A 12,333-nucleotide genomic window follows, 5' to 3' on the forward strand; every position below is an offset into this window, starting at 1 on the left:
TCCTTACCAGAACAGTGCGACAAACAGAATGACCACAGTGACCAGAATCGTCACCGCCCAGAGCCCCTTAATCACCGGTTCTGGCCCCATTTTCTCGCCTTTTACGATGATGTTCGCCGCTTTTGGCGCCAGTTCAAACCAGGTTTTAGTATGCAGCAGCGCGGCCGCAAGCACGATCAGATTCAGAATGACAATGATCGGGTTTTGCAGGAAACCGACAAAGCTGGCCCAGGTTTCCGGGCCATGCTTGAGGGCAAAAACGCCGTACATCAGCTCAAGGCTGAACCAGACCGCCGGTACCGCTGTGCCTTCACGCAGCATGTAGAAGCGATAAAACGGCAGGTTTTTCCACCAGGTGGACGGCACAGGCCGCACATAGGCTTTGCGTTTAGTCGTCATCATGCACTCCTTAGCGTGGTTTCAGGGTAGCGATAAGAAAGTCTTTCGAGCTTTCCACTTTACCCTGCTGAATGGCGGCGGCCGGGTCGACGTGCTTCGGACAGACTTCGGAGCAATAACCCACAAAGGTACAGGTCCAGACGCCGTTCTGGCTGTTAAGCTGCGCCATACGTTCTTTTTTACCGTGGTCGCGGCTGTCTTCGTTATAGCGGTGCGCCAGCGTAATGGCGGCCGGGCCGATGAACTCGGGGTTCAGGCCAAACTGCGGACAGGCGGCGTAGCAAAGACCGCAGTTGATGCAGCCGGAGAACTGATGGTATTTCGCCATCTGAGCTGGAGTCTGGTTGTTTGGCCCCTGATCCGGCGTGCGCGGGTTGCCAATGATGTAAGGCTTAATGGCTTCCAGGCTTTCGATAAAGTGGGTCATATCGACCACCAGATCGCGCTCGATAGGGAAGTTGCCCAGGGCTTCGACCTTGATGCCTTTGGTGTAGTCACGCAGGAAGGTCTTACAGGCCAGCTTCGGCACCTTGTTGACCATCATGCCACAGGAGCCGCAGATCGCCATGCGGCAGGACCAGCGGTAGCTCAGGTCTGGCGCCAGGTTGTCTTTGATATACCCGAGCGCGTCCAGCAGGGAGGTTTGCTCGTCGTAAGGAACTTCATAGAAAGCGCTGTGCGGTGCGGCATCCACTTCCGGGTTGTAGCGCACCACTTCAACTTTCAGTTTTTGCATCTCAGCCATTCGCCTTCTCCTTCTTCTCGGCGGCTTCTGCTTCTGCACCGTACACGCGTTTAGCCGGCGGCAGCGTGGTGATTTTCACGTCGCTGTAGTCCAGACGTGTGGTGCCATCCGCATCGCGCCAGGCGAGAGTGTGTTTCAGGAAGTTGACGTCGTCACGTTCGGTACAGCCTTCATCAAGACGCTGATGCGCCCCACGCGACTCTTTACGCGCCAGCGCAGAGTGCGCCATACATTCCGCCACGTTCAGGCCGTGGCCCAGCTCGATGGTATAGAGCAGGTCGGTGTTGAAGACGCTGGAGGTGTCGGTGATGCGCACGCGCTTGAAGCGCTCCTGCAGTTCCGCCAGCTTATCGACGGTTTTTTGCATCAGCTCAGGGGTACGGTAGATACCGCAACCTTCTTCCATCGACAGGCCCATCTCGTCGCGGATCTTAGACCAGTTCTCGTTACCTTCCTGGTTCACCAGATCTTTCAGGCGTTTTTCAACGTCTGCGACCTGCGCATCCAGCGCGGCACCGTTAGCTTCGCCAGCGGTTGCCGCTCGTTCCATCGCGCGCTCGCCCGCCATGCGGCCAAAGACCACCAGCTCGGCCAGCGAGTTTGAGCCGAGACGGTTGGCGCCGTGCAGGCCCACGGAGGAACATTCACCGACGGCGAACAGACCCTTAATACGGGTTTCACACTGCTGGTCGGTTTCGATCCCGCCCATGGTGTAGTGCGCCGTTGGGCGGACTGGAATCGGCTCTTTCACCGGATCGACGCCGACGTAGGCTTTCGCCAGCTCGCAGATGAACGGCAGACGTTCCAGCAGCTTTTTCTCGCCCAGGTGACGCAGGTCGAGGTGAACCACGTCGCCACGCGGTGTGGAGATGGTGTTGCCTTTGCGCCACTCGTGCCAGAAGGCCTGAGAGACTTTGTCGCGCGGGCCGAGCTCCATGTACTTGTTCTTCGGCTCGCCGAGCGGGGTTTCCGGGCCCATGCCGTAATCCTGCAGGTAGCGGTAGCCGTTTTTGTTGACCAGGATACCGCCTTCACCGCGGCAGCCTTCCGTCATCAGAATGCCGGAGCCCGGCAGACCGGTTGGGTGATACTGCACGAACTCCATATCGCGCAGCGGCACGCCGTGGCTGAGCGCCATACCCATACCGTCGCCGGTGACGATGCCGCCGTTGGTGTTATAACGATAAACACGGCCCGCACCGCCCGTCGCCATCACCACCGCATTGGCGCGGATCTGGACGAGCGTGCCTTCCATCATGTTCATCGCCACCAGGCCGCGCGCGTGTCCATCATCCACCAGAATGTCGAGGACGAAATGCTCATCAAAGCGCTGGATTTGTGGGAACTGAAGGGAGGTCTGGAACAGGGTGTGCAGCATGTGGAAGCCGGTCTTATCGGCGGCGAACCAGGTACGTTCGATCTTCATGCCGCCGAAGCGACGAACGTTGACGCTGCCGTCCGGACGGCGGCTCCACGGACATCCCCACTGTTCAAGCTGGGTCATCTCCGTTGGACAATGGTGCACAAAGTAGTCAACGACATCCTGTTCGCAAAGCCAGTCGCCCCCTGCAACCGTGTCGTGGAAATGGTATTCAAAGCTGTCATGATCCTGCGCAACGGCGGCGGATCCTCCTTCTGCGGCCACCGTGTGGCTGCGCATTGGATAGACTTTTGAAATCAATGCGATTTTAGCGTTGGGATTAGCTTGCGCTGCAGCAATCGCAGCACGTAATCCAGCCCCGCCAGCGCCTATTACGGCAAGATCGGCCTGAAAAGTTTGCACGACATTCCTCCAGATTTTTGTTATTTCGCAACGCGACAAACTAAAGGTAGTTCACCCGTCCAAAAGGACGATTGCGAAAGCGTTTCCACTGCTCCTTTATGGGTAAAACAGTATAACCGTGTAGATGTCAGGGAAATTTGACGTGTTCGATTTTTTTGCTGTTCTGTCCGGCGATTTATCATTGAGATTGATGAATTGCATCACGCAATTGTTCACCTAAATGAAATGCGCTTTTTTACTGCGCAAAATTTGTCTCTGTCCCTGCTAACGAGTAGACTTCGTGCCCTTGTCTGAAATCGGAGAACAACTCATGAGCGAAACGGCCACCTGGGAGCCGAGCGCATCCATCCCTAATCTGTTAAAACGCGCTGCAATTATGACGGAGATCCGCCGTTTCTTTGCCGACCGCGGCGTCCTGGAGGTGGAAACCCCGTGCATGAGTCAGGCAACGGTAACGGATATTCATCTGGTCCCGTTTGAAACCCGTTTTGTTGGCCCCGGCCACTCTCAGGGCATGAATTTGTATCTGATGACCAGCCCGGAATACCACATGAAACGCCTGCTGGCGGCGGGATGTGGTCCGGTCTATCAGCTGTGCCGTAGCTTCCGCAACGAAGAGATGGGTCGTCACCACAACCCGGAATTCACCATGCTGGAGTGGTACCGCCCGCATTATGATATGTACCGCCTGATGAATGAGGTGGACGATCTGCTTCAGCAGGTTCTGGATTGCTCAGAAGCGGAAACGCTCTCTTATCAGCAGGCCTTCCAGCGCCATCTGGAAATCGATCCGCTGTCGGCGGACAAAACCCTGCTGCGCGAAGTGGCGGCAAAACTGGATCTGAGCAACGTGGCAGATACCGAAGAGGACCGCGACACGCTGCTGCAGCTGCTGTTCACCTTCGGCGTGGAACCGCAGATTGGCAAAGACCGTCCGACGTTTGTCTATCACTTCCCGGCAAGCCAGGCGTCACTGGCGCAGATCAGTACCGAAGACCACCGTGTGGCAGAGCGTTTTGAGGTCTATTACAAAGGCATTGAGCTGGCGAACGGCTTCCACGAATTGACCGACGCGCGCGAGCAGGCGCAGCGTTTCGAGCAGGATAACCGCAAGCGCGCCGCGCGCGGCCTGCCGCAGCAGCCTATTGATGTTAATCTGCTTGAAGCATTAAAAGCAGGTCTGCCGGATTGCTCCGGCGTGGCGCTGGGTGTTGACCGTCTGGTCATGCTGGCTCTGGGCGCAGAGCAGCTTGGCGATGTGATTGCCTTTACGGTCGATCGCGCTTAAAGAATTGCCGGGTGGCGCTGTCGCTTACCCGGCCTACTCGGTCATTTGGCCCTGCCACATTAAAAACTGTCATATTATCAATATACGGGTCTTTTTCTTAATTTGCCCCTTATAGCCACAATATTAGTCTGGTCATCTGCTACCATCCGCGCAGTTTAATTCCTTTTCGGATGGTTCTATGTCCCAGTCACTCAAAAAGATGACCCTTACCGGGCTCATCCTGATGATATTTACCTCAGTCTTTGGCTTTGCCAACAGCCCATCAGCGTTCTATCTGATGGGTTACAGCGCGACGCCGTTTTATATCGTTTCGGCTCTGTTCTTCTTTATCCCGTTTGCGCTGATGATGGCGGAGATGGGCTCGGCTTACCGGAAAGAAGAGGGCGGGATCTACTCCTGGATGAACAACAGCGTCGGCCCGCGTTATGCCTTTATCGGCACGTTTATGTGGTTCTCCTCTTATGTCGTCTGGATGGTCAGCACGGCGGCCAAAGTCTGGGTGCCATTCTCCACGTTTCTTTTCGGTGCCGATAAAACGCAGGTCTGGTCTCTGGCGGGGCTGAGCTCCACGCAGGTCGTCGGGATTCTGGCGGTATGCTGGATGGTTGTCGTGACGCTGGTGGCGTCTAAAGGCATCAACAAAATTGCCCGTATCACTGCCGTTGGCGGTATTTCCGTGATGTGTCTGAACCTGGTGCTGCTGCTGGTGAGTATTGCCATTCTGTGCCTGAACGGTGGTCATTTTGCGCAGGAGGTGAACTTCGTTTCCTCGCCTAATCCAGGTTACCAGTCCGGGCTGGCCATGCTCTCCTTCGTGGTGTTTGCCATCTTCGCCTACGGCGGTATTGAAGCGGTGGGCGGGCTGGTCGACAAGACCGAGAAGCCGGAAAAGAACTTTGCCAAAGGGATTATTTTTGCCGCTATCGTGATTTCCATCGGCTATTCACTGGCGATTTTCCTCTGGGGCGTCAGCACCAACTGGCAGCAGGTATTGAGTAACAACACCACCAACCTCGGCAACATTACCTACGTGCTGATGAAAAGCCTGGGGATGACGCTGGGTAACGCCATGCACCTGACGCCGGAAGCATCGGCCACCATGGGGATCTGGTTTGCGCGCATTACCGGCCTGTCGATGTTCCTTGCCTATACCGGCGCATTCTTCACGCTGATCTACTCGCCGCTGAAAGCGATCATCCAGGGTACGCCAAAAGCGCTGTGGCCGGGACGCATGACCCAGCTCAATACCGCAGGCATGCCTGCCAACGCCATGTGGATGCAGTGTCTGCTGGTGTGCGTGTTTATTCTGCTGGTGTCATTTGGCGGCGACACGGCGTCTGCGTTTTACAACAAGCTGACCCTGATGGCGAACGTGTCGATGACGCTGCCGTACCTGTTCCTGACCCTGGCGTTCCCGTTCTTTAAGGCGAAGCAGGATCTGGAGCGTCCGTTTGTGATCTTCAAAACCCGCGCGGCAACGCTGCTGGCCACCACGGTGGTGGTGGTGGTGGTGGCGTTTGCCAATATTTTCACCATCATTCAGCCGGTGATTGAGGCGAACGACTGGAGCAGCGCGCTGTGGATGGTGGGCGGCCCAATCTTCTTCTCGCTGTTAGCGATGGGAATTTATGAGAATTACCGTCGACGCGCGACGGCGTACATCGCAGAAGTGGCGTAGCGGGAATATTCCCCTCCCGAAAGGGAGGGGAGACGCGTTATAAGCTGCCCGCCGGGCGCGTACGCGCCGCTGACGTCAGCGTTCTTCCCGTTTTACGCCCGTCCAGGCTTTCCAGACGCATCTGGAACGGTGGGAACGGCATATCAATACCGTGTTCGCGGAAGCCCGCCAGAATCAGCTGGTGGATCTCATGGCGCAGCGGCATACGGTGGCCCATTTCGGCGGCGTAGATACGCAGCTCGAAAATCTGAATCCCCTGCTGTAAATCCACAAGGAAGACTTCCGGCGCCGGGTTGTCGATGACCAGCGAGCAGCGCTCCGCGGCAGTGTAGAGGATCTGGGTGACCTCTTCGCTGTTCGCGTCCGACGGTGCCGGTACCGTCAGCACCACACGGGTAACGGAGTCTGAGAGCGACCAGTTGATGAACTGCTCGGTAATAAACGCCTTGTTTGGCACGATGATCTCTTTCCGATCCCAGTCGCTGATCGTCGTCGCTCGGGTGTTGATCTTCGTGATGCTGCCGGTCAGATCGCGGATCGTGACGGTATCGCCAATGCGGATCGGTTTTTCGAACAGAATGATCAGGCCAGAGATGAAGTTGGCGAAGATCTCCTGTAAACCAAAACCTAATCCAACGCCGAGCGCTGCGACGAGCCACTGGAGCTTCGACCACTCAATGCCGATCATCGAGAAGCCAACCAGACCGCCAAACAGCATGATCAGATACTTGGTAATGGTCGTGATTGCATAGCCCGTACCCGGCGTTAAATCCAGATGCTGCAGCAGCGCCAGCTCCAGAAGTGCCGGGAAGTTGCGCACAAGTTGGGTGGTGATGATCAGCACCAGAATTGCAATCAGCACCGCCCCTAAGGTAATCGGCTCCAGGCTTTCAACGCCCTGCACCGTAGAGGTCACGTCCCACAGCGAGATGTTCTCCAGGAAGCCAAATGCCGAGTGGATCTCCGACCACAGGAAGATCACCGACAGGAGGGCAATCAGCATCAGGATGGAGCGAACCAGACGCAGGGACTGGGTACTGATGGCATCCAGATCCAGTTCGACCTCATCCGCCTCCGTCGTACCTTCCGTACTGTTAACGTGGTTTGGCTCTTCCTCACCCCGCGCGCGCTGGGCGAGGATCTCCGCCCGGCGATGCTTGGCACGGTCAAACGCCAGACGGCGGCGCTGGATCAGCATCCAGCGGCGGATCACGTGGTATACCACCAGCAGAAGGAACCAGATGGCCACCGAGGTTTCGAGACGTGCCAACAGCGCCTGCGACGTCGCCAGGTAACCCACCGCGGCTGCCAGCATCGCAATCAACGGTGCGCTGAGCAGCAGGTTCCAGAGCAGCCGGTTGAACATATTGTCGCCGCTGCCGGTTTTGTCCAGATAGAGCGGAATACCCGCGCGTTTCAGGCTGAGCGTGACGATAGCCAGCGCTCCGCATATCAGCATAAAGCAGAGGCGGCCCAGCGAGCCTGAAAACTCCCGGTCGTTGAGATTATCGAACATGATCAGCGCCATAATCAGCGGCACAATCAGCCCGATGCTCATCAGATAGTAACGCATGGCGCGCGCCACGCGATTACGCGGCCAGCCAAAGTGGGCGATGAACAGGCCATTGGGTCGCGCAAAGGTGGCGCAAATCATGACCACCCACAGCAGTGGTACCGTGGCGGTGACGCCATCGCCAATCGCTACCGCGAGCGGATAGGGCCAGGCTTCCCGCAGGCCATAGCCCAGCGTCATCCACAGCACCGGCAGCGGGGAGGCGACGAGAATCGACCAGAATACGGTGCGCAACGTCAGCCAGAAGTGATCCTGGGTAACCTTCCCCACCCGGGAACTGGAACGCTCGAGGAAGCGGGTGAAATGTCTGCGTGAGTAAATGCTGAAGCCCACCAGAATTAACGCCCCCAGCAGCGGGAAAATGGTCTCTTTGCTGGTGAGCATCATCACGCTGGCCTGTCCCAGCTGGCTGAAGGTATCCAGCGAAATCAGACGGCGCAGATCCTGGACAATCTCAATTGGCCACGAGAAGGTCATCGGACGCACGTCGGACGTCCAGAAGAGATAACGGTGCGTCGCCTCGTTCACCTCTTTCAACGCATCTTCCAGCTGGCTGTTGGACACTTTTAGCTTGGTCAGCTCAAGAATCAGCGTATCCCCGCCCTGGAGCAGAGAGTTCAGCAGTTCACGCTGGGTACGCAGCTGGGCTTCCAGAATGCGGCTTTGCTCGCTGGTCAGAGGCTGTCCGTCAGCCTGACGGATCTGGCGGATTTGCGGCTGCTTATTGAGAAGATCTTCAAAATGCAGTCGCTGAACACGTAGCTGGGCCATTTCGGTATCCAGCTGCTGCGGCTTCGGCATCTCCGGCAGGCGCGCGACCTGGGCGCGTAGCGCTTCGCCCAGCAGGTTTGACGATCCGAGCCACTGGGACTGTTCGCGCAGGGTGTTGAGCGCCTGGCGAACCTGAAGGGTTTGATTAGTGGCCTGACGCTGCTGCGAGGCCACCAGATCCATACGCTGCGCCTGTTGATTCAGCGCGGCCGAAAGCTCACGGTTGACCTTAAACTGCTCAACGATGCCGGCAGGCAGGTTATCGCTATTTTCTGCCAGCAGCTCGGTACTTTCCAGCGCGCGCTCCGCTTCACGCTGGCGCTGGCTATTGAGCTGGTTGCGCAAGGCCTGAAGATAGGCGTCCAGCTGCTCGCTCTGCTTCTGAGCGAGTTCTGAGCGCATCCGCGACAGCTCCTGGCGGTTATTGGCGGAAAGCTGCGCCAGCTCGAGCTCATCGACAAGGGCCTTCAGGCGAGCCGATTCTGCCTGCAGGCCCAGATTTTGGGCCTGCGCCTGTGGCGTGTTGCCGTTTTGTGTCCCCACGCGGCGCTCAACTTCATTAAGCTGGCGGCGGGCGTCGGTTTGCTGCTGCGGAAGCTGGCTGAGGGAGTCGGCAATTTCGCGCGCTCGCTCCTGCTCCTGCTGAGCAAGGCGGCTCTTTTCCAGAAGCTGGCTGCTGACCTGCAGGATCTCCTGGTTCAACGCGTCGGAGGTCATCCCTGCCGGCACATCGCGCGGTTCGTCGCGCAAGTTATTGAGCTGCGCGCGCAGCGTCTGCGAGAGTTTGGGGAAGTTGTCGATAACCTGCTGATACTGCTGAGCGCGCTCAAGCGAGCCTTTCCGCTCCTCAAGCGCGTTCAGTGCGGACTGGAGCGACTCGACGGTCTCTGGCTGAGCGGGTTTGGCCGCTTTTGCCTGCTCCAGTTCCTGGGTTATCTGTTTGGCGTCGGGGGCTGTCGCTGCGTACGCCCCCATGCTGAGGCACCAGGCCATCAGTAGAACGATAATCGGGCGCACGTCAGCGATCCTTCTGTTGTTAGCCTTCGTCTTTTTTGTCGTCAACCAGCGGGCTGGCGTCGTGCTCGGCCTGGATCTCTTCCTGTGACAGCGGAGCAGGCTCTGCATCTGGCGTCACGAAGGTTTCGGTAGAGACCGCCAGCGGCTGGCCCAGCTTTGTCACCGACAGGCTTTCAAGCTGTTCAGCCAGCTTCACTTTGCCCGGCGCAAACAGGTTGATCACGGTGGAGCCCAGCTTAAAGCGGCCCATCTCCTGACCTTTGAGCAGGGCCACGGAACCTTCCGCTTCACCGGCAGGCCAGGTCCAGCGTTTGATCACGCCTTCGCGCGGCGGGGTGATGGTGCCTGCCCAGACGGTTTCGATGCTGCCGACGATGGTCGCACCGACCAGAATCTGGGCCATAGGGCCAAATTCAGTATCGAACAGGCAGATGACGCGCTCGTTACGGGCAAACAGGTTTGGCACGTTCTGCGCGGTCAGGTGGTTCACGGAGAACAGATCGCCCGGGACGTAAATCATTTCACGCAGGATGCCGTTACACGGCATGTGCACGCGGTGGTAGTCGCGCGGTGACAGATAGGTGGTGGCAAAGGTACCGTTGCGGAACAGATCCGCCATCAGGTAGTTACCCGCCAGCAGCGCTTCCAGGCTGTAGTTATGGCCCTTCGCCTGCAGAATTTTGTCGTCTTCGATGTTACCCAACTGGCTGATCACGCCGTCTGCCGGCATCACCAGGACGTTAGGGTCGGTGTTCACCGGGCGCACGTCGTCACGCAGCGGGCGCACGAAGAATTCGTTGAAGGTGCGGTAGCTGGCGGTATCCGGCTTCTGCGCCTCTTTCATGTCGACCTTGTAATATTTTACGAAAAGGTCGATGACCAGTTTGGTCAGCCAGCCTGCGCGTTTGCTCGCGCCCCAGCCCGCCAGGCGAGTGAGCCACAGTTTTGGCAGAATGTATTGAAGCGAAAGTTTAAATGCGTTTAACAAGGTAGCCTCCAGGCCATTGTTTTGTCGTTCCTGATCCGGCGGTAAGCCACCGGAACCTGAAAAAAGGGGACGATTTTAGCGATGCTTAGCTTAGTTGTCAGTTATCAGAATCAGAAAAGTTTTTACGCGTTTTTACCTGATCCATGCTCTCAAGAATGCGGTGATAATTCTCGAAGCGGGTCTCCGCGATTTCGCCTTTCTCAACCGCTTCACGGATAGCGCAGCCTGGATCGTTATCGTGTTTACAGTCGCGGTACTTGCAAGCGCCTAAATAATCATGGAATTCGACAAATCCGTTAAAGATTTGTTCCGGCTCAAGGTGCCATAAACCGAACTCTCGCACGCCCGGGGAGTCGATCACGTCGCCGCCATGTGGGAAGTGATACAGGCGTGACGCGGTGGTGGTGTGCTGGCCGAGGCCCGAGACGTCAGACACATCGTTGGTGAGGATCTCTTGCTGAAGGCCAAGCAGGTTGTTCAGCAGGCTCGATTTACCCACGCCGGACTGGCCCGCAAAGATGCTGATGCGATCGGTAAGCGCCTCTTCAAGCGGTTTCAGGCCATCTTTGGTGTAGCTGGAGACCATCAGGACGCGGTAGCCAATTTTGCGATAGATATCCATCTGCTCATTGACGAAGGCCATTCCGTCGTCGTCCAGCAGATCGATTTTGTTCAGCACGATGATCGGTTCAACCTGCAGCGTTTCGCAGGCGACGAGGTATCGGTCGATAATATTGAGCGACAGTTCGGGCAAAATCGCCGATACGATAACGATTTGGTTAATGTTGGCGGCAATCGGTTTGACCCCGTCGTAGAAATCGGGACGGGTTAACACGGACGTACGCTCATGGACCGCTTCAACAATACCTTTTACCGTTACGCCTTCCGCCGCCTCTTTACCCGGTCGCCAGACGACGCGGTCGCCGGTCACCAGAGAACGAATGGTCCGGCGGATGTTGCAGCGGTGAATCGCACCATCGGCGGATTCCACGTCAGCGTGCATACCGAAACGGCTGATGACTACGCCTTCCGTTGGGTCGCCAAACAGGTTGTCGTCGTAATCGACCTTCTCCGCAGTGGTTTTAAGACGGCGCTGGTGATTGGCATTCACGCGGCGCTGCTGCCCTTTGGAGAGTTTATTTTTACTCAATCGCACTGGCTCCTGGTCGCCCGTAGGGGGCAAAACCTCTATGATACACTCTAATTAATACTAGTTAACCTGCTACTGCCGGTTATGCGAGAAGGGTGGAAAATAACATGAGCGCGGATGAAAACAACCTGATTTGGATCGATCTCGAAATGACCGGGCTGGATCCCGAGCGCGATCGCATCATTGAAATTGCAACCCTGGTGACGGACGCCAACCTGAATATCCTGGCGGAAGGGCCTACGATTGCGGTGCATCAGTCTGATGACCAGCTGGCGTTGATGGACGAGTGGAACGTGCGTACCCACACCGGCAGTGGCCTGGTGGAGCGCGTGAAGGCGAGCACCATGGGTGACCGTGAGGCGGAGCTGGCGACGCTTGAGTTCCTGAAACAGTGGGTTCCGGCGGGCAAATCACCTATTTGTGGGAATAGCATCGGCCAGGATCGCCGTTTCCTGTTTAAGTACATGCCGGAGCTGGAGTCTTACTTCCATTACCGCTATCTGGATGTCAGCACGCTGAAAGAGCTGGCGCGTCGCTGGAAGCCTGAAATTCTCGACGGCTTTAAAAAGCAGGGGACGCATCAGGCGATGGACGATATCCGAGAGTCCGTGGCGGAGCTTTCTTACTACCGCGAAAACTTTATTAAGCTGTGATTTTGAGATCCGGCGCCTTGCGTGGCCGGGTTTTTGTCGTTAAATTGTGCAGCTTGCCGATTAAATAAGCATTTGAACTGAATTTCGAAAAAATCGCTTTAAGGGGGGTTGCAGCTAAAAGGATTTCTCGTATAATGCGCCTCCCGTAACGACAGAGAATTACACGTTACGACAGCAACAAAAGCAGTGCAGATTTGCGGGAATAGCTCAGTTGGTAGAGCACGACCTTGCCAAGGTCGGGGTCGCGAGTTCGAGTCTCGTTTCCCGCTCCAAAATTTGAAAGTGCTT

The 12,333-nt window shown here is 56.8% G+C and carries 9 protein-coding genes and 1 tRNA gene; 4 read left to right on the plus strand and 6 right to left on the minus strand.

Annotation, left to right across the window (positions count from 1 at the left end; translation table 11 throughout):
• Positions 1–3 precede the first annotated feature (3 nt).
• The 3 genes from frdC to frdA are packed head-to-tail and all read right to left on the minus strand — an operon-like array spanning position 4 to position 2,927.
• Positions 4–399 (minus strand): fumarate reductase subunit FrdC, encoded by a 396-nt coding sequence (gene frdC / locus L362_RS02750; RefSeq protein ID WP_008502933.1) that lies wholly within the window; start codon positions 397–399, stop codon positions 4–6.
• A 10-nt stretch (positions 400–409) separates the two neighbouring features.
• A complete protein-coding gene (locus L362_RS02745) occupies positions 410–1,144 on the minus strand; it encodes a succinate dehydrogenase/fumarate reductase iron-sulfur subunit (protein WP_021240721.1) in 735 nt (244 codons plus the stop codon).
• Positions 1,137–2,927, minus strand: coding sequence for a fumarate reductase (quinol) flavoprotein subunit (gene frdA / locus L362_RS02740; protein ID WP_008502932.1), 1,791 nt, complete (start codon positions 2,925–2,927; stop codon positions 1,137–1,139). The genes L362_RS02745 and frdA overlap by 8 nt, the downstream gene beginning before the upstream one ends.
• 310 nt (positions 2,928–3,237) lie before the next feature.
• Here frdA and epmA point away from each other — a divergent pair, with 310 nt between their 5' ends.
• Both epmA and yjeM read left to right on the plus strand, forming a co-directional pair.
• A complete protein-coding gene (epmA, locus tag L362_RS02735) occupies positions 3,238–4,215 on the plus strand; it encodes an elongation factor P--(R)-beta-lysine ligase (RefSeq protein WP_008502931.1) in 978 nt (325 codons plus the stop codon).
• A 178-nt stretch (positions 4,216–4,393) separates the two neighbouring features.
• A complete protein-coding gene (yjeM, locus tag L362_RS02730; protein ID WP_023345298.1) occupies positions 4,394–5,893 on the plus strand; it encodes a glutamate/gamma-aminobutyrate family transporter YjeM in 1,500 nt (499 codons plus the stop codon).
• A gap of 37 nt (positions 5,894–5,930) precedes the next feature.
• On the opposite strand, the gene mscM is transcribed toward yjeM, so the two are convergent.
• From mscM to rsgA, 3 genes are all read right to left on the minus strand, one after another.
• On the minus strand, positions 5,931–9,254 hold the full coding sequence (gene mscM / locus L362_RS02725) for a miniconductance mechanosensitive channel MscM (protein WP_008502929.1): 3,324 nt from the start codon (positions 9,252–9,254) through the stop codon (positions 5,931–5,933).
• 19 nt (positions 9,255–9,273) lie between these two features.
• Complete coding sequence (gene asd / locus L362_RS02720) at positions 9,274–10,242, minus strand: archaetidylserine decarboxylase (RefSeq protein ID WP_023326546.1); 969 nt, start codon at positions 10,240–10,242, stop codon at positions 9,274–9,276.
• 97 nt (positions 10,243–10,339) lie between these two features.
• Positions 10,340–11,392: a small ribosomal subunit biogenesis GTPase RsgA gene (rsgA, locus tag L362_RS02715; protein WP_008502927.1), complete on the minus strand. Its 1,053-nt coding sequence runs from the start codon at positions 11,390–11,392 to the stop codon at positions 10,340–10,342.
• A 107-nt stretch (positions 11,393–11,499) separates the two neighbouring features.
• Between rsgA and orn the strand changes: the two genes are divergently transcribed.
• Entirely contained in the window at positions 11,500–12,045 is a 546-nt protein-coding gene (gene orn, locus L362_RS02710; protein ID WP_008502926.1) for an oligoribonuclease, read from the plus strand.
• 196 nt (positions 12,046–12,241) lie between these two features.
• Positions 12,242–12,317: transfer RNA gene (locus L362_RS02705), tRNA-Gly, on the plus strand.
• Positions 12,318–12,333: the final 16 nt, after the last annotated feature.

The sequence above is a fragment of the Enterobacter sp. MGH 16 genome (assembly GCF_000493175.1).
GTDB classification, from domain to species: Bacteria; Pseudomonadota; Gammaproteobacteria; order Enterobacterales; family Enterobacteriaceae; genus Enterobacter; species Enterobacter roggenkampii.

What these genes read in the sequence shown, in the direction of transcription:
- L362_RS02745 (WP_021240721.1), bottom strand. Translation starts at nt 1,144, where the DNA reads ATGGCTGAGATGCAAAAACTGAAAGTTGAAGTGGTGCGCTACAACCCG.
- epmA (WP_008502931.1), top strand. Translation starts at nt 3,238, where the DNA reads ATGAGCGAAACGGCCACCTGGGAGCCGAGCGCATCCATCCCTAATCTG.
- frdC (WP_008502933.1), bottom strand. Translation starts at nt 399, where the DNA reads ATGACGACTAAACGCAAAGCCTATGTGCGGCCTGTGCCGTCCACCTGG.
- orn (WP_008502926.1), top strand. Translation starts at nt 11,500, where the DNA reads ATGAGCGCGGATGAAAACAACCTGATTTGGATCGATCTCGAAATGACC.
- yjeM (WP_023345298.1), top strand. Translation starts at nt 4,394, where the DNA reads ATGTCCCAGTCACTCAAAAAGATGACCCTTACCGGGCTCATCCTGATG.